Source organism: Clostridium sp. LS3 (assembly GCF_055330225.1).
The window spans coordinates 2,784,397-2,811,308 of the sequence record NZ_CM143921.1; the positions used below are offsets into that span (position 1 = coordinate 2,784,397).

Annotated in this window: 21 protein-coding genes and 2 pseudogenes; 3 read left to right on the forward strand and 20 right to left on the reverse strand. The window is 27.5% G+C overall.

Going from position 1 to position 26,912, the window contains the following annotated elements:
- Window positions 1-58: 58 nt before the first annotated feature.
- A complete protein-coding gene (locus ACZJV1_RS13065; protein WP_463650410.1) occupies window positions 59-4,660 on the reverse strand; it encodes a phosphodiester glycosidase family protein in 4,602 nt (1,533 codons plus the stop codon).
- Window positions 4,661-5,203: 543 nt separating this feature from the next.
- Window positions 5,204-8,086 (reverse strand): ABC transporter substrate binding protein, encoded by a 2,883-nt coding sequence (locus tag ACZJV1_RS13070; protein ID WP_463650411.1) that lies wholly within the window; start codon window positions 8,084-8,086, stop codon window positions 5,204-5,206.
- Window positions 8,087-8,318: 232 nt separating this feature from the next.
- Between ACZJV1_RS13070 and ACZJV1_RS13075 the strand changes: the two genes are divergently transcribed.
- Window positions 8,319-8,960, forward strand: coding sequence for an undecaprenyl diphosphate synthase family protein (locus tag ACZJV1_RS13075; protein WP_460288293.1), 642 nt, complete (start codon window positions 8,319-8,321; stop codon window positions 8,958-8,960).
- A 160-nt stretch (window positions 8,961-9,120) separates the two neighbouring features.
- Here ACZJV1_RS13075 and ACZJV1_RS13080 read toward each other — a convergent pair whose 3' ends face one another.
- Window positions 9,121-9,564, reverse strand: coding sequence for a hypothetical protein (locus tag ACZJV1_RS13080; RefSeq protein WP_460288295.1), 444 nt, complete (start codon window positions 9,562-9,564; stop codon window positions 9,121-9,123).
- A 274-nt stretch (window positions 9,565-9,838) separates the two neighbouring features.
- Window positions 9,839-10,381, reverse strand: a complete 543-nt coding sequence (locus tag ACZJV1_RS13085; protein ID WP_460288296.1) for a DUF4865 family protein — start codon at window positions 10,379-10,381, stop codon at window positions 9,839-9,841.
- Between the two features lie 232 nt (window positions 10,382-10,613).
- Here ACZJV1_RS13085 and ACZJV1_RS13090 point away from each other — a divergent pair, with 232 nt between their 5' ends.
- A complete protein-coding gene (locus ACZJV1_RS13090; protein WP_460288297.1) occupies window positions 10,614-11,474 on the forward strand; it encodes a LysR family transcriptional regulator in 861 nt (286 codons plus the stop codon).
- Window positions 11,475-11,748: 274 nt separating this feature from the next.
- Here the strand turns inward: ACZJV1_RS13090 and ACZJV1_RS13095 are convergent, their stop codons facing one another.
- The 14 genes and pseudogenes from ACZJV1_RS13095 to ACZJV1_RS13160 all read right to left on the reverse strand — a co-directional run bounded on the left by ACZJV1_RS13095 (window position 11,749) and on the right by ACZJV1_RS13160 (window position 23,050).
- A complete protein-coding gene (locus tag ACZJV1_RS13095; protein WP_460288298.1) occupies window positions 11,749-12,087 on the reverse strand; it encodes a hypothetical protein in 339 nt (112 codons plus the stop codon).
- A gap of 152 nt (window positions 12,088-12,239) precedes the next feature.
- Window positions 12,240-12,791, reverse strand: coding sequence for a cysteine hydrolase family protein (locus tag ACZJV1_RS13100; protein WP_463650412.1), 552 nt, complete (start codon window positions 12,789-12,791; stop codon window positions 12,240-12,242).
- Window positions 12,792-12,932: 141 nt separating this feature from the next.
- Window positions 12,933-13,700: an SDR family NAD(P)-dependent oxidoreductase gene (locus ACZJV1_RS13105; RefSeq protein WP_460288436.1), complete on the reverse strand. Its 768-nt coding sequence runs from the start codon at window positions 13,698-13,700 to the stop codon at window positions 12,933-12,935.
- 203 nt (window positions 13,701-13,903) lie between these two features.
- Window positions 13,904-14,041, reverse strand: a pseudogene (locus ACZJV1_RS13110) (NAD-binding protein); the annotation flags it as partial.
- 125 nt (window positions 14,042-14,166) lie between these two features.
- The gene (locus ACZJV1_RS13115; protein ID WP_463650413.1) at window positions 14,167-14,967 is read right to left on the reverse strand and encodes a Tim44 domain-containing protein; all 801 of its coding nucleotides are present in this window, start codon (window positions 14,965-14,967) and stop codon (window positions 14,167-14,169) included.
- Between the two features lie 302 nt (window positions 14,968-15,269).
- A pseudogene (locus ACZJV1_RS13120) lies at window positions 15,270-15,500 on the reverse strand (ATP-binding protein); the annotation flags it as partial.
- A gap of 272 nt (window positions 15,501-15,772) precedes the next feature.
- On the reverse strand, window positions 15,773-16,567 hold the full coding sequence (locus ACZJV1_RS13125) for an ABC transporter ATP-binding protein (RefSeq protein WP_463650414.1): 795 nt from the start codon (window positions 16,565-16,567) through the stop codon (window positions 15,773-15,775).
- The gene (locus ACZJV1_RS13130) at window positions 16,542-17,438 is read right to left on the reverse strand and encodes an ABC transporter permease (protein WP_411168344.1); all 897 of its coding nucleotides are present in this window, start codon (window positions 17,436-17,438) and stop codon (window positions 16,542-16,544) included. Before ACZJV1_RS13130 ends, ACZJV1_RS13125 begins: the two co-directional genes overlap by 26 nt.
- Window positions 17,438-18,439, reverse strand: coding sequence for an ABC transporter substrate-binding protein (locus ACZJV1_RS13135; protein WP_463650415.1), 1,002 nt, complete (start codon window positions 18,437-18,439; stop codon window positions 17,438-17,440). The genes ACZJV1_RS13130 and ACZJV1_RS13135 overlap by 1 nt, the downstream gene beginning before the upstream one ends.
- A gap of 299 nt (window positions 18,440-18,738) precedes the next feature.
- Complete coding sequence (locus ACZJV1_RS13140) at window positions 18,739-19,161, reverse strand: HutP family protein (RefSeq protein ID WP_411168346.1); 423 nt, start codon at window positions 19,159-19,161, stop codon at window positions 18,739-18,741.
- A gap of 313 nt (window positions 19,162-19,474) precedes the next feature.
- On the reverse strand, window positions 19,475-20,722 hold the full coding sequence (locus ACZJV1_RS13145; RefSeq protein WP_460288308.1) for a cation:proton antiporter: 1,248 nt from the start codon (window positions 20,720-20,722) through the stop codon (window positions 19,475-19,477).
- A 4-nt stretch (window positions 20,723-20,726) separates the two neighbouring features.
- Window positions 20,727-21,347: a TetR/AcrR family transcriptional regulator gene (locus tag ACZJV1_RS13150; RefSeq protein WP_463650416.1), complete on the reverse strand. Its 621-nt coding sequence runs from the start codon at window positions 21,345-21,347 to the stop codon at window positions 20,727-20,729.
- A 128-nt stretch (window positions 21,348-21,475) separates the two neighbouring features.
- Window positions 21,476-22,015 (reverse strand): nitroreductase family protein, encoded by a 540-nt coding sequence (locus ACZJV1_RS13155; RefSeq protein WP_463650417.1) that lies wholly within the window; start codon window positions 22,013-22,015, stop codon window positions 21,476-21,478.
- A gap of 66 nt (window positions 22,016-22,081) precedes the next feature.
- A complete protein-coding gene (locus ACZJV1_RS13160; protein WP_460288312.1) occupies window positions 22,082-23,050 on the reverse strand; it encodes a helix-turn-helix transcriptional regulator in 969 nt (322 codons plus the stop codon).
- 371 nt (window positions 23,051-23,421) lie between these two features.
- Between ACZJV1_RS13160 and ACZJV1_RS13165 the strand changes: the two genes are divergently transcribed.
- The gene (locus tag ACZJV1_RS13165; RefSeq protein WP_460288313.1) at window positions 23,422-23,886 is read left to right on the forward strand and encodes a GreA/GreB family elongation factor; all 465 of its coding nucleotides are present in this window, start codon (window positions 23,422-23,424) and stop codon (window positions 23,884-23,886) included.
- A gap of 104 nt (window positions 23,887-23,990) precedes the next feature.
- On the opposite strand, the gene ACZJV1_RS13170 is transcribed toward ACZJV1_RS13165, so the two are convergent.
- Together ACZJV1_RS13170 and ACZJV1_RS13175 are read right to left on the reverse strand one after the other, a co-directional pair.
- Complete coding sequence (locus ACZJV1_RS13170) at window positions 23,991-25,160, reverse strand: glycerate kinase (RefSeq protein ID WP_460288315.1); 1,170 nt, start codon at window positions 25,158-25,160, stop codon at window positions 23,991-23,993.
- Window positions 25,161-25,218: 58 nt separating this feature from the next.
- Window positions 25,219-26,907: a sugar phosphorylase gene (locus ACZJV1_RS13175; protein WP_463650418.1), complete on the reverse strand. Its 1,689-nt coding sequence runs from the start codon at window positions 26,905-26,907 to the stop codon at window positions 25,219-25,221.
- Window positions 26,908-26,912 lie beyond the last annotated feature (5 nt).

A 26,912-nucleotide genomic window follows, 5' to 3' on the forward strand; every position in this document is an offset into this window, starting at 1 on the left:
ACAGTCTACAACTCAAATTTATAATATAATAATTTAATTAAAATCAGAAAAGTAATTTTTATATTATATCTTTCTTAACCTTCTTGCTTAAAGAGGCTCCTAACACTACTAATATTACAGCTATTATAACTAATGTATTTGAGCTATATGGTGTTCCTGTTTGAACCAACTCTCCTTTTCCTAATTCTCCTTCTGAGTTATTTGTATTATTATCTTCGAATTCATTATTATTTCCGTTGTTGTTATTATTTTCATTACCGTTGTTACCATTATTGTTTTCTTCAGTATCAGAGCCATTCCCACCATTTTCCTCTGACTTTGAAATTGTGAAATTAACTGTTTTAGTAGATTTATTTCCAAATTTATCAGTTGCAACTACAGTAAGTTCATATTTACCCTCTTTAGATATTTCTTCTCCATTATATATTTCTCCGTTTAAAGTTATTGATACTTCTGCTTCTTCATCAACAGATACTTGGATTTTAACCTTAGAGTCAATATATACTTTATTATCCTCTACACCATTTATAGTTATTTCAGGAGCTTTTTTATCTAAACTAAAATCATCTATTATTGTTCCATCAGTTTTCTTTGCTACTATTCTAGCTTCACCATTGTTAAATTCTAAAGTAGTGTATATTCCTGTGTTTTCATCGTTATACACTTCAAAGCTTCCATCGTTAACAGCTTGATAATGTTTTTGCCCTGTTGTACCACCAACTATATATATTGCTCCTTCATTATCTTCTACCCCATTTTTTAACTTCTTTGTTCTTCCATAAGCATGATCATGTCCTGAGAATACTAGGTCTATTCCTAGCTCATCTACTACTGGAGGTAACATTTCTTTAATCAAAGCATTTCCCCCATCTGGATTAGTATAATATGGTGGCTGATGTGTTAATAAAACTTTTAGCTTTTTATCTGAATTTTTAACATCCTCTTTTAACCACTCTAGTTCTTTTTCTAAAAGTTCCTTGTCTGATGTAAAACTAATTACACTAAAGTGAACATCATTATAATCCACCGAATATACACCACCAATATTCTCATCTAGTCCATTAGTTGGGTTATTAAATATTGCTTTTCCTTTATCTCCATTAGGATCCCCCATATATTCATGGTTTCCTAAAAGATGTATTGTATCAATTGAATTAATATTACTGTACTTTTGGAAAAGTGATGTTACCCAGTCCCATTGTTGGAATATTGATGAATCGTCAATAAAGTCTCCTAAATGTATCATTGCATCCGCATCACTATGCTCTGTTTCAAGAACATTAAGGATTTTATCTAATTCTGATAAACCTTGTTCTGATGGTGATTGAGTATCGCCAAGAATAATAAACTTCATATTTTCTTTATCTTCTAATGTAGTAAACTCCATAAATTCAGACCAATTCTTGCCATCTCCAACTCTAAACATATAGGTTGTACCTGGCTCTAGCCCCGTTATTTTTGCTTTATTTGATCTTACTATACCATTTAGATCAATATTGCTATTACCAGCAAAAGTAAGATTTTTATATTCGCCTTCAACTTCTTTTGTACTTATTTTATTAAATAACCCTTTAGAATTATATTTAGACTTTAATATATATTGAACCACTACTTTATCCTCTGATGTTAAAGGATTTGACATCCATGAAATTGATTTTTCTATTTTTGCATCTTCACTAGTTCCAAATAATATATTTGATGGATTTTTATCTTTTAATGGTGCATAAGATTGTGTTTTTATCTTTGTAGAACTTAAGCCATCCTTTTCAGCATATATAGAAATTTTCTTAACAACATCTGTTAGTTCACTACTTTTAACTAAGCCTTCAACATTAGTTTTTCCTAAATCAACTTTAGTTCCATCCTCTTTTTCCATTACTAAATTTGCATCTTTTACTGCATTTCCATCTGTATCTGTAACCTTAATAATACCTGGTTTTCCTACTAATATTTCTTCTATAGATATATTAAAAGGACTAATTACTGGTATGCTTGTTATCTTAGAAGATGATGTTCCTACAAAATTATTATCCTTTTCTGTAACATATTCTATTGTGGAATTAATAACTTCAAAATTTACATCTGAAGGAATTTGAACTGTATTGGATATATTTACTTTTATATCTGCTATTATATCTTCCTTATTTATCATTGATGTATTTTCACAATATAGTTCTAATTCTCCAGTATCTTTATTATATTTCCAGTCTCCATTTTGTGTTAGTTTTGAGAAACTAACTTCTTCTACAAGAAACTTATTATCTATCTTAATTTTTGTATTTAGCTTCTTTATATCCTTTCCCCAATTTGATTTTAAAACCAAATTAAGCCTTCCACCTAATACTGCCTTATTGTCTTTAGCTTCAATAATAATCTTTGGTGAATTTGTATTTACAGTAAAATATTCTGTCTTTGTAGTTTCATTTCCAAAATTATCTTGAGCTATTACATCTACTCTATGAGTACCATCTGCCCACTTATATCCTGATAAAGAAACTGTTCCATCCTTATCATAAGAAAAATGTCCTTCTTTTTCTGTATAATCAATTCCATCAACTTTTACTCTTACTCTATCCCAATTAATACCGCTCTTATATTGATCATTTTCATAATCATATAGCTTAGCTGTAATATTAACAGCATTATTAGTATAATCTTTATTTGCTATATTAATTGACTCTATTACTGGTGAATATAAATCATCCACTTTATTTCCGTACACAGCTCTAATGTTATCTACATAAATTGTTCCCTTTGTCATAGGTCCTTCTCCTGGAAGTCCAGACTTTAATGACATCAATCTTATTGCTTGAGTAGAATGTATAGAAAATGGTCCTATATATGTCTCTGGTATTTCAGCCTCTATATACTTCCACCCCTCCCAATCTATCCCTGGCCTTTGATCTACTAAATCTATAGTTTTACTTTTACCATCACCAGCTATTAAGTTCATTCTTAGCCAATAGCCATTAGCTTCTTTTGTGGCATGAACCCACATTCCAATAGACTTTGGACTACCTTGAATTTCAATATTTTTTCCTGGACCTGCATAAACTCCAAGCGTAGTTCCAGTTTGCGAATTAGTAAAATCATAATTTAGTTTTAATGAATGAGTATCAAATCTTGTAGGTTCATTTGGATATGTTGTTAGTCCAAGTGAAGCACTTTCCCCACGATTAGCTGTAGACGTTTTCCATTCACCTAAACCTTTTTCAAAATCCTCTAACATTATTGGCAATTGTCCTACAGTGACATTTATACTTGCAGATAAATTTGTTCCTTTTAATATAGCTTTAATTTCACCTGAAAAATTCTTGTCTGATGAGTGTAGTACACCATCTTTATCTACAGTACCCATTCCTTCTGGAATTTCCCAAATTATATCATCTTCATCACATTTAACATTTCTTTTATTAAATAAAGTGTTTAACCCCAAATCCTTACTTTGATTTTTATCAATACTTATTTCTTTACTATAAAAGCAAATTTCATCTGGTTTAGCTATTTCAAAATTTGTTTCTCCTACTACTTTACCATTATAGCTTAATAATATTTTAGCTTGTCCCTCTTTTCCAGTGGATGTAAATAAACCTGTAGCAGAATCTACCCCCCCAAAGGAATTATCAGAAACCATCCATGATAATCCTTCTTGTGGTAATGTTGCGGAAGCTCCAGCAAAATCCATTCCTTTAGCAGTAAATTGTATAGTAGAATTTGGAGTAAAGCTCTTTTCATTTGGTTCGATATAGGCTGAATTAAACTCATGTGTTATAGCTTCTTTAGATACTATCATCCATGAGTTAGCAACACTTCTTTCTGAATTATCAGATGGTCTATTTTTAACATCTAAAGTATCTGCTCCTGGTATTCTAGATAAATGCGTTGTTGAACCTCCACCATCTAAATTAAGTGCTTCAACAGCTCCCATAGAAATCATCAATTCTGCCAAATCTTTCATTGATGCTCCTACTGAATATGGTTCTTGTCTTCCATCTAAGCTTAAAAAGAATACTTTTCCATCTGCTTTTATGCCTACTGCTGTTCTGGGCCCCTTTTCCTCTCCAGTGATAGGTGCTTCAAAAACTTCTCCATTTTTAACTAAAATAGCATTTCCACCTAGAGCTTCTTCTATATTTTCTTTTACTTCATTAAATTTATTACTATCTCCAATTACTGGTGTTCCATCCTTTAATATTCCAAAAAACTTCCATCCAGGTGCTTGTTCTTTAATTACAACTCCATCTTTTACTAAAATCCCAACAGGCTCTCCTGTTGCCATATTATAAAAGTCAGCATTTACTCCTGCAACTACTTGCTCTCCCTTTGCTAGAAGAGCCTCTGCTTGTTTTCTTACCGGTTGTAAACCATATGCACTTTCATCATTCGGAGTTGCTGCTTCTATACTCACATTTTTATTATTGGTATCTACTTCTATTACAAAGCTTTCAACTCTTTTACCAGTTACATCTTCAAAGGTATACCCCTTTTCAGTTACTCCTGGTGCCAACTTTACACTATAATTATTTATTGGCTTAGAAATTGCTGGTGATGATATTCCAAAATCACCTAATGCTTTTACACTAGTTGGTGGTATAAAGTTAATTAAAACAGAAAGAGAAACTAATAAACTAGCAATTCTCATTTTTATTTTTTTGTTCATAAAACATCCCCCTATAAAAATATTTATTAATCTATTTCAAAACTCTATATAATTAACGATATAGAGCTTTAAATACTTTTACATACAGCATTTTCATCACTCAATGTGGAATACATTAATTAAATATAAAATAAATCATCTGAAAAAAGAGAATAACTTATATTTTACAATACTATTTTGAACTTAACAGATAATTAAATATATGTTAAATTATTGCTAGTTTTTTTGAAAATTTATATAAATTGAAACTTATTTTAAATTTCTTTGATATATTATATTTTAAAAAATTTCCGTTTTTGTATTTCATAATTTTATTTTTTTAATGAAATGTAATTACATATATTAGTTTATCATATACTCTTTGCATTTGTAAATATTTTCCATAGTTTTTTTACCTAAAAATTATTTCGTTCTATATTGTATACTTTAATATCATTCAAAAATATATTAAATACATAAGTGTTACTTAGCATTAACCTAATTTAAATCACTTTTAATCCTACTAAATAAGGACAAAAAATAAAGGACGTAAACTAACGCCCTTTATTTTATAAGTAATTCAAATTCTCCTGGAGAAATTGGTTTACTAAAATAGTAACCTTGTATTTTATCACATTCAATTTCATTTAATATATCTAGTTGCTCTTTTAATTCTACTCCTTCAGCAACTACAGTAATATTCATTTCATGTGCAAGTTTAATTATGCATTCAACTATATCCTTATCATTTTTATTTGTATGTATATTATCTATAAAGGATTTATCTAGTTTTAATTTATTAATTGGAAGCAATCTTAAATAGTTTAATGAAGAATATCCTGTTCCAAAATCGTCTAAAGCAATCTTAATCCCTAAATCTCTTATATCTTTAAGAATTTTCAAGTTTTCTTCTATATTGTTCATAAGTATACTTTCTGTTATTTCTATCTCTAAATATTCAGGTGGCAATTTAGTTTCATTTAATATTTCCTTTATTGTATTTAGAAAATCTTTCTGATAAAGTTGAGTGACAGAAACATTAACAGATATGTGTATAGGATTAATGCCCTTATCAATCCAAGACTTAGTTTTTATACATGCATTTTTAAGAACCCATTCCCCTATTGGAACTATAAGCTCTGTTTGCTCTGCTAATGGGATAAACTCAACTGGAGATATACTTCCAAATTTAGCATTTGCCCATCTAAGTAAAACCTCAGCTCCTTTAACTTTACCATCAGTTAAATCTACTTGCGGTTGGTATAATAAGTTAAGCTCAGATCTAACAATAGAATTTCTAAGCCCATCTATTAATTGTGATTTTCTTATTATATCTTTAGACATTTCTTCACTATAAAACAAATGTCTGTTTTTCCCTTTTTCTTTTGCTTTATACATTGCTATATCTGAATTTTTAAGCAACTCATTTTTGGCTAAAGCGTCCTTTGGAAACATGCTTATTCCAATACTTGCTGTTGTAAACACCTTTTTATCTCCTATATAAAATGGCTTTTTAAACAAATCTAATATTTCTATAGCAAGCTTTTCTATTTCTATTTTGTCTTTAATTCCTAATTTTAATATAAGAAATTCATCTCCAGCAAGCTTACATATAAACTCATTGTGTTTTAAACTTTCCGAAAGTCTTCTTGAAACATTTTTTAAAAATTCATCTCCATAGTCATGTCCTAATGTATCATTTATATTTTTAAAATTATCAATATCTATTAGAAATACTGCTCCTTCATTGCCACCTTCTACGCATTTTAACAATTCATTATCAACGGTCTCTAAAAGCATATGCTTATTAGGCAAACCTGTTAATTGATCATAGAATGCTAAAAATCTGTTTTTCTCTTCTGTTTTTTTTCTTTCAGTAATATCAGATATCGAGCCAGACATTTTCACAGGTTTTCCCGTACTATCTATTAAAGCCTTCCCCCTTACAAAAACCCATTTTATTCCATCTAAGTCATCTAATATCCTACACTCCACCTTAAAATATTGAGACTCTTTATTTAAATGCTCATAAAATAGGTTTACTACTTTTGATATATCCTCTTTAATTACTATTTTTCTTAGTATAGAACTTATATCATCACTATAATCAATTTTATAACTAATTAAACTTTTAAGTTTATCTGATACATAATATTCCTTATTTTTAAAATCATATTCCCATATAATATCATTTGAACCATCAATAGCAAGTTTATATCTTTCCTCAATTATTTGAAGCTCATTGTATTGAGTTTCAAGAGCCTCCTCTGTAGCTGCAAGTTCTTCATAAACTGCATTTAGTTCCTCATAATTTCTATTTAACTCTTTTTCTGTTAAAATTCTTTTTCTAATATTTGAAATTAATAATATTATTACTATTAAAAGAAAAATAATTAATCCTATTATTATATGTATTTCTAGCTTATAATCCTCATAAACAGAAAATGGCTTATTTATTATTTTATAATTGCTTGGTAATTTATCTATATTTATTTTATACTTACTTAATTCATTATAATTAAAAATAAATTCACTTGGAGATTTTTTAATAATTGGTATGTTTTCTACTTTTTCTCCTTTTAAAATTTCAGCTGTTATTTGCGCTGCTACTTTACCTTGACTATATCCATCTATAACTTTTCCACCCATTATTTTATCGGTTAACAAAACATCCCAACAAACATAAATAGGTTTATTAAATCCTTCTAATGAATTTTGAAGTCTTTCATATGCTATGTATTCTCCATCTTCTTCTTTTAACTGTCCAATATTTAATACTGCTGTTTTTTCGCCTAAGCTATCTATTTCTTTTAAAGCTTCTGTTACTTCTAAATCTTTATAAAAATAAAATTTAACATTAGGACTAAATTTAGATATAACCTTCTTAGCTAGTTCTTCATTAATTTTTCCAGTGGTTGTACTATCACATATAATAGCTATATTTTCTATATATGGCTGCATATATAATATACTGTCTATAGTGGATTTAACATCTATTTCTTCAACTATTCCAGTAAAATTAGTTTTACCCTTAAGCATATCTTCATTAAAATCATTTATCCCACAAAAAACTATAGGTGAATCTCCAAATATATCTTCTCCATAACTCACCATAAAATTTAATGCATCGTTATCTGAGCATATAATTACATCAAATTTAGTATCTTTATATTTATTTTTATAAAGTTTATATAACATATTTATATATTTGTCACTTCTATTGTTTTTTAAGTCCATAAATTCATAATATAAAAGTACACTGTTATTAGTGTCTAATTCGCTTTCTATACCCCTTTGAATATCCCTAGTCCACTGAAGTTCTTCGCTATAAGAATTTAAAATTAATACCTTTTTATTTTCCTCAGCTTTTACAGGTAATTTAAAACTGAATAATATCCCGCAAAATATTATAGTGAAAATAAAAACTTTTTTAAATTTCCCCTCCAAAATATCCCTCCCTATAAAGATATAGATTTTGATTATTTAAATTATAATTTCTATTTATTTTTATTAAATTGTAAATCATTTTTCCATTTTAATACACTTTTTACCATAACTAATCATTTTAATTATACTTAAAATACCCATTCTTTTCTACAATAAAAAACATAAATTTACGTTTATTTCACATTCTTCTGGATAAACTACTATTATAAATTTTAACTTTTATGGAGGAAATATGAGAGTACCAGAACATGTTGGAATAATTCCTGATGGTAATAGACGTTGGGCTTTATCAAATAATCTAACAAAAGATAAAGGATATGAGTACGGGATAAATCCTGGCCTAGAATTATTTAAACTTTGTCAGAAAGAAAATATAAAAGAAATAACATTCTATGGTTTTACTGTAGATAACACTAAACGACCTTCTGAGCAGAAGCTTGCATTTATCAAAGCTTGTATTGACTCTGTCATGCTTTTGACAAAAGAAGATTGTGAAATATTAGTAATTGGAAATACTGAATCAAAAAATTTTCCAAAAGAGTTGCTTTTATTTACTACTAGGCAAAAGTTTGGATCTGGTGGTATTAAAGTAAACTTCTTAATTCACTACGGTTGGGAATGGGATTTGAATTTATTAAAAGAATCTCATTCCTCCAAAAAGCACATTTTACCTTATATACATTCAGAGGACATTTCTAGAATTGACCTTATTGTAAGATGGGGAGGTAGAAGAAGGCTTAGTGGATTTTTACCAGTTCAGTCTGTTTACTCTGACTTTTATGTAATAGACTCTTATTGGCCTGATTTCACTTCTAAGGATTTCTATAATGCTTTAGAGTGGTATAACGAACAAGATGTTACTCTTGGCGGTTAAAAAACTAACTTTATGAAAATGTAATTAATTTTTATTAGAATTTAACCACTTTTAGGTAGTGTAAAATAGCCTGTGTAAGCTTCAGAAGATGCTATAATAAATTATTATTATAAAAGATTCACAGACTATTTTACATTCTTAATAGAATACTACTCTATTTTTAAAAATCATCATAATACTTTTGTCTAACTTTTCTTGTAAAACCGTAATCAATAATTATTGGTCTTCCATTAATTATTCCCCAACTACTGGCTCTACATAAATCACCCGATAATAAATTATATTTGTATTTAATATTCTTAAATTTCCTTAAACTAAAGAGTTCTTCAATGCTTCTAACTCTAAAATAATCAAGTACCTCATCAAAATCATTTATCTTATATGCTTTCTTCATTATTACGATACTAAAATCTTCTGAAGCTTTTATAACTTTTGCAAATAAATGCGAGGAATCTATTGATGAGATTCTATATTCAGTCTTATTCTGTGCAATTCCAGCTCTATTTTTTGCCACTTTCATAACATATCCATTTCTTAAGTCAAATACATTTCGTGATGAACCTGAACCAATATATCTATAGTTCCCTTGTCTCATATTGAACATAATTTATCACTCATTTCTATCTTTTGTTTATAATAATCTAACTATAGACGTAAAAAAACATTATATATATTATTTTATTCCACCAATAATCAATTAGTTCATAATTCATCACGCTTTTCTTTATTTTTGATATATATTTCTCTTAATAATTTAAATAACGTTAGTAAAAAAAGGATACTTAAAGCAAATTACTTTAAATATCCTTTTAATTTATAAAAATAAAATTTTTATAATCTATTTAATAAGTCTTTAAATAGATATAAAAATCATGGTGTTATTCTTGTGATACATGAAGTATATTATAAACTATCCCTTTTTCTGTTTTTACCTTACTTAGATCATCTATAAAATAAAAAATATTATATTTCCATTTATCTGGGTTATAAATGACTACATATTCAACATTTTCAATCTTAGGCATTTCTTTTTCTATTTCATCTTTTATATTCCTTAAACTTTCTTGTGGTGATATTTCTCTTGTTATTTCAAATAAATATTTAATATCTTTAATTTTATATGTTGTTGTATCAATTAATGGTATTCCTATATTTACTTGTTGCCATCCAAAAGAACTTATTATATTATCATAAAATCCATTAAATAAAAACTTGTTTAATCCATTGCTATCCTTCCAAAGATATAAAGGACAATAACTATTCTGTAAGTTTTTATTTTTTCCTTTTTCAGTTATTAAATATAGTTTAAATTTCAAATCATCAAATCCATCTGTTTTATATCCATTATCCTTTACTCTATCCTTTATTATCTTCATATCATAATTACTTGGTAATACAATATTATATTGAGTTGCTATCATTTAATTATATCCTCTCTTTGCTTTCTATTTCACTTGTATGCTTCAACTAAAACTTAATTTTCAAATCAATTGGTAATAATTTTAATTATATTATTTAATAATTTATTTATTAGTTTTAACACTTATAGTTTAACTCTCTATATAAAAATTGTATAATACTTATAAATAATATTTAATATCATTATTAGTGATATTAAATATATAAATTACTATTTTGAAAGGTATTTATAGTATGGAGATTAACGATTTAAGAATATTCCAAATGGTTGCTTATGAAAAATCTATATCAAAAGCGGCTTTAAATCTTGGATATGCACAATCAAATATTACGATGAGAATTAAATTGCTTGAAAGTGAATTGAAAACTACTTTATTTATAAGGAACAATAAAGGTGCCATTATTACTTCCCAAGGAGAAAAGCTACTTAAATATGCAGATAAAATCATTAATTTAGTAGATGAAGCTTACGAAGAATTCATCTTTCCTAAAATTAATTGTAAACTTAAAATCGGTGCTACCCAGACTATTTCTGCATCTCAATTACCTAAATTATTTACTTTATTTCACGAAGAAAATCCTACAATATCTTTAGAATTAAAAACAGAAAAAAAAGAGGCTCTTCTAGATAATCTTATAAAAGGTGATCTAGATGGTGCTTTTATATATGATAATTATACATCTGCACAAGTTATGGAAGTCTTTAGTTTCAAAGAAGAATTTGCTCTAATATCCTCTATAAATATTGATGACACTAGTAATATTACAGCACCAATAATAGTAGCTACAGATAATAATTGTCCCTATCGTAACCTTCTAAAAAAGTGGTTTACTATTAATAATTCTAAGCCTACTAATATAATTGAATTTGATACTTTAGAATCTATTCTTAAAGGTATATCTGAGGGATTGGGGGTATCACTTTTACCTAAAAGCATTCTACCTAAAAAGCACAATTTTAATGTTTATGATTTAAAAGATTATTTTAATGAACTAACAATTAAATTTGTAGTAAATAAAAATATACAAATTAATGATTCACTTAAAAGCTTTATTGATATATCTAATAAATATATAACAAATTTTTTTCAATAATTTTTATGTTGTTAGGTCTATATTCTTTAACTATAAAATGCATTTGGATGATATCTATTACTTTTAATATAATTGAATTTTATATAACTTACTAACTATAAACTTAAATAATTCTAATTATCACCATAAAAATAATAACTGGAAGTGATTATTTTATTTAAAATTCACTTCCAGTTATTATTTTAGAAACCTCGTTATTAAAAAAATAACTTGGTAAATTACAGATAACGAAAAATGCTACTACGCGTTTATTTACAATATCACTTGTCAATGATTACCAAACAGGGAAGAAAAATGGTGGTGCAAAGAAAGGATATCCTAATAGAGCTAATCCAGCTATCGAGTTAAATGGAAACGCTCTAGGTCTAAAACGTCTAAATCTTCTTTGCTGACGTCCACCTTGTCGTTGTGGATCAAACTGCATTCCATCATCTTGCTCCATTACATCCTCACCAACTAATATTATAACACGATCCTTATCCATATCTTGGATAATTCCATCAAGCGTACTTCCGTCTACCATTGTTACAACAACATGAAAGTGTAAACATCTTTTGCATTCATCCTGTAAAGAATGTAGGTCCCTATAATAATTATTTCCTTCTAAATTCATTTTTGAATTCCTCCCTTCCAATAATATGCTATTCTCTTACATAAAAAATGTGCCATAAAGTTAATAAATATTCTTTTAAATAAAATGAAGCCCTCTGACACTTTGTCAGAAGGCATTAACATTAAAAAGATGTTTTCTTATTTAATTTATTGTTATTGTTTCTCTCTATTTACTACCTTTCCTTGTAATCCTTCAATTACATCTAAAGTTTTTTCATGTAAGGATTCATCAAAACTAGCACAAAGACTTCCATCAACTATAACATTAGCATTTTTGTATTGTGATTGAAACATTACAACATTACTTATTACGCATATATTAGTAACTACTCCAACAATCTCAATTTCTTCAATATCTTCTCCTATTTCATCAGCTAACTTTAGCATATCACTTGGAGACATTCCGAAACAATGTTTTTTATAATGTATCGTATTTTCTCTACCCCAGAAATCTTTTAACTTTCCATATAGTTTATGACCTTCTGTACCTTCTATACAATGCATAATCGGTAAGTTTTTTCCCTCTCTAGTTTTTAAATAATCTTCAAAATGTGTGTCATAAGTAAATAACACCTTATCATTATTATCTAAATATTTATTTACTTTATCATATATTCCTGCTTCTAAAGTTATAGCTTTTTCAAACCCTAATGTTCCATCAACAAAATCCTTTTGATAATCAATAACTACTAATAATTTTCTCAATGTAATCCCCCCTAGATTCCAACACCTTTATTTTTTATCTTATTTCTCATTCTATATTTCTATCGAAGTTCTCTCTTAATATTTTATACATTTTAAGTAAAAAATTAAAAGGTGATATTTCACCCTTTAATATTTATTATATTATACTATTGATAATCCACCATCTACTACAATATGTTGTCCTGTTACATAACTTGATGCATCAGAAGAAAAATATAAAATAGTTCCATTTAACTCACCTTTTTTAGCTGGTCTAGATGTTGGACAAAGCAAATTATACTTAGCTAAAAATTCTTGAGATTTAAATAATGTATCTTCAGTCATTTCAGATTCAAATAATCCTGGGCAAACAGAATTTACTGTTATACCAAATTGAGCATAAGATGCTGCCATACCTCTTGATAGCCCTAAAACTGCCGCCTTGGAAGCATTATAAGAATGTCTAATAAACACATCATTTTTATCTGCTAATAATGCATTAATTGAACTTACATTAACTACCTTACCATAATTTTGTTTTTTCATAACTGGAATAATATACTTACTCATTAAATAAATACCTTTTACATTAGTATCCATACTCTTATTCCAATCGTCTTCACTAAGTGTGTCTACCCCACCACGAACTGCTATACCTGCATTATTTAATAAAATGTCAATTCTACCAAATTCATTAACTATAGCTTCTACTGCTACTTTTACTTCTTCTTCATCTGTAACATCACATTTAACAGCGATAGCCTTTACTCCTAAACTTTCAATTTCTTTAGCTAATTCTCCTATTTTCTCAGCTCTTCTTGCTAATAAACATACATTAGCACCTTCTTTAGCATATGCAATTGCTGCATCCTTTCCAAGCCCACTTGATGAACCTGTAACAACTGCTATTTTACCTTTTAAATCAAACATAATTATACCTCCCATACCCTCATCATACCATTTTACATTTTTTTCCATTTAGTCTATTATATATCAAAATAGAAAAAAAGTCTTGTAAAATATTATTATTAAGTAAAGCCCATAAAATACAACTATAGATATTGCAATATAAGGCCATATAAATAGCTTCATCAAACACTTTTAAACTAATGCAATTCCCTTAATTCACATTACATTACATCCAAATTATTATTAATATGTTCTAAAGCTTTATCTTTATTATCTATAACAATTATATTATCTCCTTCTATGGATAGATATTTAGCCAAAGTATATCCCACTTTACCTGCACCGACTATAATAATGTTTATTTTAATTCTCCTTGTTAACTGATCTTAGTCATTAAATTTACTAGAAATATTTAAAAAGAGATTTAAAGCAACTACTTTAAACCTCTTTTTATTAACTTAAACTTCTTTTTATAAATATTTTACTATCACTTAGATTCTTTATCTTTTATATTTATATCAAAGAAATCCAAATCATTAATATCATCAATTTGTTTTATTTCATATAATACCCATCTTTTTTCGCTTTTTATAAACTTCCAATACTCTTCAAAATGAGTAACTCTATACTTATTACCTTCTATTATTTGATTTGTTTCCTCATTTATTGTGTAATCAATTGATTTTGCTCTTATATGAATCCATAAACAATCATTACTAGTTCCATCCTCATCTTTTAATGCAATAGGAGTAGTACTCAATAATTTCATTTTTTCTAAGATATTTTTTTCTTTTCTTACTTTCATCCATTCTGTTTTTGATTTATGCCTTATGTATAATTTTTCACTCATATACTCTTTAGCTAAATCTTGATTTCTCTCCATCCAAGCAATTTGAACCTTATAAAAAGCTTCTTCTATGTCATTCTTTATATTATCATAATCCCAATTATGATCATTCTTAGCTAAACTCTTTATAGCAGAAATACTTTTTACTTTCTTTTTACTAAGTCTTACTTTTAAAACAATTGTTCCTGCTGATCCAATAATAACAAACATACCAATATTAATTATTGAAGCTATTGGATTACTTCTTCCTCTATAACTTCCACCTGGTGAACCACCGTGAGACGAGCTGCTGCTTCCGCCGCCACCTCCTCCACCTCCTCCACCTCCGCTGCCTCCACCGCCAGCTCTAGCATAAGCAACTAGTGGACCATTAACAAATAAAATTACTAGTATTATTACTGAAACCCTTTTTAGAAAATCACTAACCTTAAAATTGTTCATTATTCTCATCCCTTTAAATGTATAAACTTTACTATTTACTTTACATAAGTTTTTAAAACACTAATTTTACTTGAACACTATTAATTAGTTATACGTCTTAATAACATATAAAATATTTATTGTAACTTATGTATATTTTATCACATACTATTTTTTCACAAAATAACTTACTTATATACTATATTCAATATTTAGCTTTTTTCTTTCTCTTATATAAATATTAAAATACAAATTTATTTAAATATGAAAGGTATTTAAAATGATAACCTCGAAATACCTTAATTGATTAAATAAATATTATTTTAAATTAGTTCTATTGGCAATCTAACTTCGAATATAGTTTTATCATTATCACTATAAGCAGATATAGTTCCATTATGGAGCTCTATAATATTTTTGGTTATTGATAGGCCTAATCCAGAACCTCCTATATTACTATTTCTTGATTTTTCTATTCTATAAAATCTATCAAATATATATGGTAAATCCACTTGTGGTATGGATTGGCCATAGTTAATAATTTGAACTAATGCCTATTGATTAAAAGCTATCTATGTAGTTAACTTACAATACTATTTTATTTCTTCCTTCATTGTTTTTCTTTATCAACATTTTTAATCACCCAATCAGTATTTTACATCAAAACAAAAGAGTGTCGACTTTGTCGACACTCTGAGTTGACTTCTAAAAATATAGAAATCATCTTTTAAATTTTTATACTATTCTTTAATTATATTATTAAATCCTACTAATTTAGTATTAATTTCGCTTAGAAAAAGCCCATTAGCCTTATTTCACTAGTATATTAGTTTAACACAATTTCATCATTTAAGATTTTATTATTTTCTTCAGAATTAAATATTTCTAAAATCTTTTCTTTAGTTAAAAGCTTTTTTTCATCACCAGATAAATCTAATATAATTTCCCCATTATGAAACATTATAATTCTATTGCCATAATTTATAGCATGACTTAAATTATGTGTTACCATAAGAGTTGTAATATTATTTTGGGCAACTATTTTATCAGTAAGTTTCATTATAATTTCAGATGTTTTAGGATCTAGCGCTGCTGTATGTTCATCTAAAAGTAAAATCTTAGGTTCAGATAAACTTACCATCAATAAAGTAAGAGCTTGTCTTTGCCCACCTGATAAAAATGATACTTTAGTATTTAAAGAATTTTCTAGTCCTAGATCTAAGGTTTTTAAAAGGTCTTTAAAAAATTCAATTTTATCACTTCCTAACCCAAATGAAAATCCAAATGGATTACTCTTATTAAATGCCATAGACATATTTTCTAATATTGTCATAGATGGTATTGTTCCAAGCTCAGGATTTTGAAAAACTCTACCCATTTTCTTTGTTCTTTTAAACTCTGGTAAACTTCCTATAGACTTATTCTCTAAAAATATATTGCCGTTATCATGATTAGTTAATCCTGAGATAATATTTAAAAGTGTAGATTTACCAGCTCCGTTGCTACCTATTATAGTTACGAAATCACCAGAATTTATCTCTAATGAAAGGTTCTTATAAATTGTTTTTTCATTTACAGTTCCTTTATTAACTACTTTAGTTATATTCGTTAACTTCAGCAAGATCCTCACCTCCTTTTGTAAATAGCTTTCTTATATTAATTTTAATTGCATTTTTATTAAAACTAAGTGCAATTACTACTATTAAAGCTGTTATAAGTTTTAAATCCGTTGGTGGTAATCCAAGAGCTAAAGCTATTGATATTGTTGATTTATACAAAATAGCACCTAATACAATAATAGAAGTATTTTTTAAAATTTTAACATTTTTAAATAATGATTCACCTAATATTATTGAAGCAAGCCCTATAATTATTGTTCCTGTTCCCATTGATATATCAGAAAATTTTTGATATTGGGCCATTAGCCCTCCCGAAAAAGCAACTATTCCATTGGAAATCATAAGTCCCCAAATTTTTATCATTCCAACATCAACCCCTAAAGATGTTACCATTTGAGGGTTATCTCCTGCTCCTATTAGTAAAAAACCTGATTTAGTCTTTAAAAATAAATCCATGCTTAATTTTACTACTATTGCCATTATTAAAATAATTATAATTTTAGAGTTTGAACCTTCAAATATATTGTCTTTAGAAAATAAAGCTATATTTGCCTTACCCATTATTCTTAAACTAATAGAATATAATCCTATCATAACTAAAATTCCTGATAAAATATTAGTTATCTTTAACTTTACATTTAAAAATCCAGTTACCCCACCTGCTATTATCCCAGAAAGTAATGCTAATAATAGAGATAAATATGGATTTAAACCCTTTAGTAATGCTGCTGCACTTACAGCGCCTCCTAAAACAAAAGTTCCATCTACAGATAGATCAGGAAAATCTAAAATTTTATAAGTTATATATACTCCAATAGAAAGCATTCCAAAAATTAAACCTTGTTCAAGGATGTTTATAAGAATATCTTGCATTAATTCCCACCATCCTTTACAAACTTGGCTTTTGCTGCTAAGTCTTCAGGTATTTCAATATTTAATTTTTTAGCTGTAGATTCATTTATAACTAAAGTTGTTTCCTTTAAAGTTTCTACAGACATATCTTTAGGATTCTTTCCATTTGCAATAATCTCAGAAGCCATTATACCTGTTTGGAATCCTAAGTTGTAATAATCAATTCCTTCTGCAGCTAAAGCTCCACCATCTACATGAGCTTTTTCAGCACCTATAACTGGAATACCCTTTTCTATAGCCTTTTCACTTATAAGTGGCATAGATGAAGCTATTAAATTATCAGTTGGAGTATATAATACATCTACTTTTTGCAATATATTAGCCAATCCTTGAGACATATCATTAGAACTATTAACACCTAAAGAAATTATTTCAAACCCTTTCTCCTTAGCTAAATCTGTAGCTTTTTTTACTTGAAGCTCAGAGTTTATTTCACTTGTGTTATATAATATTCCTATTTTTTTTGCATTAGGTATTAGTTTTTTTATTAAATCAAACTGCTTATCTAAAGGTAACTCATCGCTTGTCCCAGTAACGTTAGTATTAGATTTTTCCATTGATTCTACCAGTTCTGCCTTAACAGGATCTGTAACAGCTGTAAATAATATTGGAATTTGTTTTGTTAGATTATAAGCTGCTTGTGCAGCTGGAGTAGCTATTGCAAATATTAAATCTTTTTTATTTGACACAAAATTGTTTGCCATAGTTTGAGCTGTAGGTATATCACCTTGAGCATTTTGAAGATCTATTGTAAAGTCAACATCTTCTTTAAGCCCCTTTGATTCAAGTCCAGCTTTAAAACCTTCTAAGGATAAATCCAAAGCTGAGTGTTCAACAAACTGAAGAACTCCTATATTTGCAATTTTTTTTGATTTTGCTGCGTTATCATTACTGCAGCCAACTAGAATAGAGGTACTAATTACAGCACCCAAAATTGATGTAAGAATTTTCTTTCCTACCATACTACCATCCTCCATATATATAATTTTTTTATAAAATTAAAGCTATCTTGAAAAAGACAGCTTTTTAAACACAATATGCTACAAAACTACATTTCTTCTATACTACAAAACTACTTTTCTATTTACATCAGTAATTATTAATCTCAATAATAAATATTGATGTGTTTTTGTTAGACTTATAATATATCAATTTATAATCATTGTCAATAAATAATTATTGAATTTTTTTGTTTTATTTTGAAAATATTATACAATAAATGTTTATCTATATCTCTTTTTTAATGCTAATTTAAACTAAATTATATATGTAATTCAGGAATAGACCTATGAGCAACTCCCATAATTACCTCATTTAAATGAAGTAATCCACCACTTAAAAATATGGATACACTTATATGTTCATGTGAACGTGCAATTCCTATTTTCCCTCCAACATTTAATCCATATGCCTTAGGTGCTATTTGCATAAGCACTTCTTTAGTAGCTCCTGCTACTGCTCCATCATGAAGATGGCAATCATAAATTAATCCACTTCTTTTAGCAGCAACCAAAGTTCTTTCTATTATTTTAGCTGTTGACTTAGAAAAATCACCACCTATATCTACAGCTGTAGCTAATATTTCTTTATTTTTAAAATCTTTTATTAATACCTCCTCAGATTCTCTTGTTGATATAGCCATCATAATAGATGCTTTTGCAACATCTGTACTTTTGTTTTCCATCAATTTCACACTCCGTTCAATCATAAAATTATTTTTTATGTTTCATTATATCATAATATATAATAAACATATTTACTATATAACTTTTTTAATTATTCAAAAATTACGTCTTGAATTTTACTTAACTTATAATTATGTTTTTGTTTTATTTTCTCAATCATATCCTTTGCTAAATTAATATATTTTCTAGTATCACTAACACTAAAATAAATATAAACTAAAAAAGTTGTAAGCAAATCTACTTTACTTACAACTTAAAATTCTTATACTTAGAAATTTATTATTAATAAATTAATTCCGTTTTATATTTATATTAATTACTTTCACAAAGTTCAACATCATTTTTCTTATTAAACTCTCCTGACCATTCAAAAGCTTTCTTAGCAATAATTACTGCAATGACTTCATTTATTACTGCTGCTGCTGCTATTGTACCTTGTACAATTTTTGCACATTCTGGAGCCGGTCCTACTAAAGTTGAAACTGCTATTCCTGTAAATACTAATGATACTCCTGAATGCGGCAATAATGTAAATCCTAAATACTTCTTTACAGTTTGTGGTGAATTAGTAATAGATGCTCCAAAAAATGCTCCGCTATACTTTCCTATCGCTCTTGAAATAATATAAATTGCAGTAAATAAACCTGCGCCTAATATTAAATGATAATCAAGTGGTGCACCTAAATTTAATATTACTATTATCATAGATATATCTAAAATAGGACTAAATGCACTCATTACTTCCTTTAATCTATCTTCTGAAATCATATTAGCAAATGTAGCTGAAAAAGCCATTCCGATTAACATAAAGTTTAATACTGGCTTAGGTAAAATTATATTATTAAATATAAATCCTATACCTGCAGATATCAATATAGTTACTATTAAAATAAACATAGTTTTTTGTAATGTATTCTCTTTTTTAAGTAACAATCCTGCCAAGAATCCTGTAGCTACTCCAATGATGATTGGTAATAAAACAACAAATAAAACTATATATATAGGAACCTTTTGTTCCGAAATATTAGCAGATATAATTCCAATAGTTGAAAAGAAAACAACGACTCCCACCATATCATCAAGTGCTGCCATAGGAATTAGTGTTCTAGTTACAGGCCCATCTGTTTTAAACTCTCTTACAATTGATAATGCTGGTGCTGGAGCTGTTGCAAGAGCAATACCTCCAAAAATAAACGCAAGATATAATGGGATACCTGCAAAGTAAAATACAACTGCAAAAACTAAACTAACTATAAAAAATGTTCCTAAGGATTGAGTTAAAGTTGTTATTATAAGTTGTTTACCTGATTTTTTAATTTCTTTCCAAATTAACTCTGTTCCAATTAGAAGCCCTACTACACACTCTAGAATATGTATAATAATTTGATACCATTGAGCATTTAAAATAGTTTCATTTATAAGTCCTACTGCATGAGGACCAAGTATCATCCCCGTAAGTAACCATCCTAAAATAGCTGGTAGTTTTATCTTTGAAATTAATTTACCCATAAAAAAGGCAAATACAACTGCTAATGATAATTTTAATATTGAAAATACCATATTTTTATTCCTCCTTTATAATTCCATAAAGCATAATATTTAATACTTTTTCAAGCTTGATTTCATGTGATTTAATCAAACCATTAAGCTCACAGTCCTCATATGTTTTACTTTCAAAATATCCATTGAACATTTCTTGAAAAATCAAAAAATATTCTATTGCTTCTTCCTCTGTTATACCTTCTCTTAGCGTTATTTTACTTAAAGCAAATCTATAATTACTTATATTAAGATTATCAAAATTCTTCCTTAGAATTTTAATTTCTTTTTTTAAATGCATAGGTGGCTGTAAAACTGCATTAAAAAATATATGACTTAAATAAATATTCTCCCTAAAAAACCGATATCTTAAATCTAAATATTTTTGCATAATATTCTGAAAATCATTTTCATTAGATTCTTCACTTTGAATATAACCTACAAATTCATCAAAACAATACTTTACGCAACTTAAAAATAAATCATCTTTATTTTTATAATAATGATAGATAAGTCCTTTTGAAATATTATTATCATTGCAAATATTGTTTAAAGATGCATTTTCATAATTTTTAGTTCCAAATTCTACAATAGCTGCATTTAATATTTTATCTTTGCTAATTTTATTTTTTTCTTTTTGCTTCATTTCCTTTCCTCCAAACAAATACAGACCATATGGTCTATTTTTATTCTAACAAAAACAAACCATATGGTCAACAATTTAAATGTTATTATTTTGTAAATAGTAAAGTAAAAATCCAAATACACTAATCTTTACCAATATTCATAATGTATTATTTCTTCTATATTCTTTCTTGGACGAAATTTAGGAGTTTCATCTGCATATCCAACAGGGATAACAGCTACTACATATTTATCCTCTGGTATATTTAATATTGGTCTAATTTCATCTTGAGTAAACCAAGCAACCCAGCACGTACCTAATCCTAACCTTTCAGCCTCAAGTACCATATGCTCTATTGCAATTGAAACATCTCTTATTACAATTTTAAGCTCTGGTTGTGGACTACTCTCATTAAGAGATATCTCTATATCCTCTTCTATTCTTTCACGTATATCTGCAACACACACAATATGAATTGGTGCAGTATTCATCCATTTTTGATCATGAGATACTTTTGATATTTTTTCCTTAGTTGATTCTGATTTAACTATAATGAAATGCCAAGGCTGTTTATTCCTACCTGATGGAGCAAGTCTTGCACTTTCAATCAATTTAATAATTTTCTCATCTTCTACAGGTTTATTACTATATTTTCTTACACTTCTACGAGTTTCAATTTCTTTAATCATATAAACTCCCCCTAAATTTATCTAACTCTATTATTTAATATATTGTTTGTACTTTAATGCTTAAGATCAACTTTCATAAATTTTATTTAAATTATTTAATTCTTCTTTAATCTTTTCACGAATCCATAAAGGTTCTACAACTTCCATGCTTCTAAAAAACCTAAATGCAAGAGATATATAAAAATCTGGTTTCATGGTTTTTATATCTATAATATAACTATCTTTTTCTTCAATAATTTCACCATATTTAAAAAATACATAGTCTTTTATATCAGGATATAGTTCTTTCTTTATTTTTAATTTTATAAGTACACTTTCCTTGTTTCTATATGCGCTTTTAAAACAACTTGTACTATAGTAATTTTCCATATTAGAATCTTTAGTATCCTCAAACACTTCATCTAATAATGAAATACTCTTTATTCTTTCAATATTTAAGCGTATTTTTGAATTACTTAATTCTGAAAATGCAACAATATACCATATTCCATCCTCAAAAACTATGCCATAAGCTCTTATTATATGCTCCACTAAATTAGATTTAGCATCTTCATTATAAATTGCTTTCATTTTCAAATTATTTTTAAGAGCTTTTTTTACAATATCAAAAACATAAGCATTTTCTATATTTATATCATTATATTTTAAATCAAAAATTATTTTATTTTGAATATCCTCAAAATCTTTTTTTAAACATTTAGGAACTATATTTTCTATTTTTAAAAATGCAGAGTTTATAAAAGCTGAATAGCCTGGAATATTAACTGTATCAATAATTTTTTTAGATAAAAGTAAAGAAAAAACTTCATCTTCGTTAAACATAATTGGAGGTATAAAATAATTTTCTAATATTTCATATCCCCCTTCACTTCCAGTATAAGATATTATTGGTATATTCATTTCACTTAAAGCTTGAATATCTCTGTAAATCGTTCTAATATCTACCTCGAAAGTATCCGCTAACTCTTTAGCAGTCATTTTCTTATTCTTTTTTAATGCTAAAATAATAGCCATTAGCCTTTCTATTTTCTGCATAACATATTACCATATATAAAAATATATTTTATATCTCTCATATTAATTTTCCTCATATTTCTCCACTTCTTTTCTTCATAAAAATTTTCTTATTCTTATCTTTTTATATATATTAAATTACATATATAGAAAAACCTCCTTATGTTTTTTATTTCTATCTCATATAAGAATTATATCTTTTAATTAATTTTAAAGTAATAATATCATATTAATACTGACACAAACCTGTCAGTGTTAATTATATTGATTACTATCTTTTATATTTAGCCTATCTTCTATTTTTAATTTTTATAATTAGATAAAATATCTTTTATTTTTTTCTATATATTATATAATATTAACATGATATATTTGGGAAGGATTTGGTTTTTATGAATAATACATTAACAGAAGAAAATATAAAAAAGTTAAGAGAAGAATTAGAATATAGAATGACTGTAAAAAGAGCAGAAATTGCAAAAGAAAAGGCAATAGCCGCTGCACATGGTGATAGATCTGAAAATGCAGAATATAAAGAAGCTTGTGCAAATTACAGAGAAAATGATAATAGAATTCAATATTTGCTAACTATGATTTCAACGGCAACTGTTGTAGATGATAAAGATATAGATAAATCGGCATTAGGTATTAATAGTAAAGCTAAAATCAGATTTGTAGAAGATGACTTCGAAGATGTATTAACATTAGTAACTGTTATGGATTCCGATCCTGAAAATATGTTTATAAGCATTGAATCAGATTTAGGAAAAGCATTAATAGGCAAAAAAGCTCATGATATAGTTGAAGTTAATGCTCCCGAAGATAAATATACAATAGAAGTATTAGAGATATTGTAATAAAAAATATTTTACTTAAAAAATCCACGATAATTTATCGTGGATTTTATTTATGCACACTCTAATGGCTTTACTAAATTCTACAAAGAAAATATCCCTAATTCCTATAAACTCTTCCTCTGAATGCATATTTTTTCTGATAGCTTAATTATTCTTGCTATATTATTAGTTGAAATTTCTAAATTATTTTTCCCATTCTTTAATGCTTCTTCTATAGTAGCTACTCCAGACATTATTCCTATAACTGAATCTATTCCTAAATCGTATAATTCTTCGATATCCGAACCAACTTTACCAGCAAAGGCAATTACAGGAATATCATATTTCTTAGCTATATTTGCAACTCCAACTAGCGTTTTTCCAAACTTAGTTTGAAAATCTATACTTCCTTCTCCTGTAAAAACAAAATCTGCATCCTTTATCTTTTCCTCTAACTTTGAATACTTAATCACAAGATCTATTCCACTTCTAAGTTTCCCATTACAAAAACCTACAAGGGTTGCTCCAAGGCCTCCTGCTGCCCCAGCTCCCTCTATATTATCTATTTCTTTACCTAATTCTTTTCTAACTATATTTCCATAATGCTTTAAATTTTTATCTAAAATTTCTATAGTCTCTTTACTGGCTCCTTTTTGAGGTCCAAATACATAACTCGCTCCATCTTTCCCTGTTAGAGGATTTTTTACATCACAAGCTACCTCTATCTCTGTTTCTAAAATTCTCTTATCAAAATTACTTAAATCTATGGTTTCTAAATCTTTTAAAGCTCCTCCGCCAAATTTAAGCTCATTTCTATTCTTATCTTTTAAACTTACTCCCAAAGCTTGAAGCATCCCTGCTCCAGCATCATTTGTAGCGCTTCCACCTAATCCTATAACCAGCCTCTTTGCTCCAATATCTAACGCTGATTTTATTAGTTCTCCTGTACCATAAGTAGTTGTAACTAATGGATCTCTTTCATCTCTTTTAACTAAATTAAGTCCACTTGCTTCTGCCATTTCTATTACTGCTGTTACACCATCTCCCAAAACACCAAATTTTGCTTCTATTTTATTTCCTAATGGTGCTGTAACTTCTACAGTATATAATTTACCTTCTGTAGCATCAACTAAAGATTCCATCGTTCCTTCTCCACCATCCGCCATAGGTACATGAACACATTCAACATCTTTAAATACTTCTTTTATTCCCTTTTCCATAGCAAAACAAGCTTCCTTTGCTGTCATGCTTTCCTTAAATGAATCTGGTGCTAATATAATTTTTTTAATTCCCATATAAGTTCACTCCTATGTAGTTAGTAGATTTCAAAATATATCAATATCTTATTTTAATTTACTTTATCCATAAGAATTCATACGGTTTTAATTCTATGTTACTACTTATTTCTCTACCTGTAATTATATCTTTACCAGAAATAATTGAATTTACTTTTGATATTTTAGAATCTATATTTACTATAAAAGTTATTTTCTCCTTTGTGTATTCATTAAATCTTTCTAAAGCAAATATATTTTCTCCTAGATTTAAAACCTTTTGAGACGCAAATGGTGAAAATGCAGAATGTTCTTTTCTTATTTTAATTAATTCCTTTATTCTATTAAATATCTTTTTTCTTCTTTCATCTAACTTTAATTCAGTAGATATTCTTGAGAACTCAAGTCTTTCTCTATTAATCCTTCTATTTATTCCTGACTCTTCTAAGCCTTTATAGTCATTTTTTGAACCTAATAGTGAGTGATAGTATATTGCTGGTACTCCTACACAAGATAATAATATAGAATTTGAAGCAACTATCTTATTAATTTGACTTTCTAATTCAATATCCTCTTCTAAATTTATAATAGCATCATTATAATTTATATTAAGCTCATATACAGACTTACTTCCATCAGTATTATTCTTATAAGAAACCTTACCACCATTTTTAATAACCTTGTCTACTAAAAGTTGCTTTTCTTCGTCAGATAATATACCTTCTGTTGGTCTCATTCCTATGCCATCATGACTTGATAGAAAATTAAAGTATGTGGCCGTGTTAGATACCTTATCTATAGTTTTAGCCCACTCATTTAACTTTTTAGAGTTATGAGTTGTAAGAGTATGTAAAACTAATGGTGGTAGAGCAAATTGATACACCATATTAGCTTCGTTAGTTGTATCACCAAAATAACTTATATTCTCTTTATGAGGTACATTAGTTTCTGTTATTATTTGAGTATTTGGCTTAAAATAATCTAAAAGCATTCTCCAAATCTCAATAATGGCATGAGTTTGTGGAAGGTGCATGCAACTTGTACCTGATTCCTTCCATAAAAAGCCTATAGCATCTAATCTTATTGATGTGGCACCATTTTGGGCATAGTTTAATAATATATCTGTCATTTCTAAAAAAACTGGGAAATGTCCAAAATTAACATCAATTTGATCTTCACTAAATGTTGTCCAAGCTGTCTTTAATCCATTTTCACCTTTATATTCGTGAAATAGCGGTGATGTTCTAGGCCTTACTACATTCTTACTATCAAAGTTATTATCATCTTTTATGAAATAATTCTTATATTTTTCTTCATTATTTAAGTATCCCTTAAACCAGCTACTAGATTTAGAAATATGATTAGCTACAAAGTCATACATTAATCTATAATCTTTAGATAAATTTTTTATATCTTTCCAATCTCCTAAATCTTTATCTATCTCCATATAATTAACTACAGAAAATCCATCGTCAGAAGTATAAGTAAACATTGGAAGTATGTGTACATCAGTTATAGTATCTTCTACATTTTCCTTTAAAAACTTATTTAAAGTTCTTATTGTTGGTATTCCATCTTCATAAATACTATCTCCATAAGTTATTAAATATACATTTTTTTCTGAAATAGCCTCTGGTATTATAAAGCTTTCTTCATCCCACTTATTTATTAGCTTTTCAATTTCCACTTCAAATTCTTCTTTATAATCTGAATTATATACAAATCTTATTTTTTCAACTATAGATTTAATTAGTTCTAGTTTATTCATAAAGA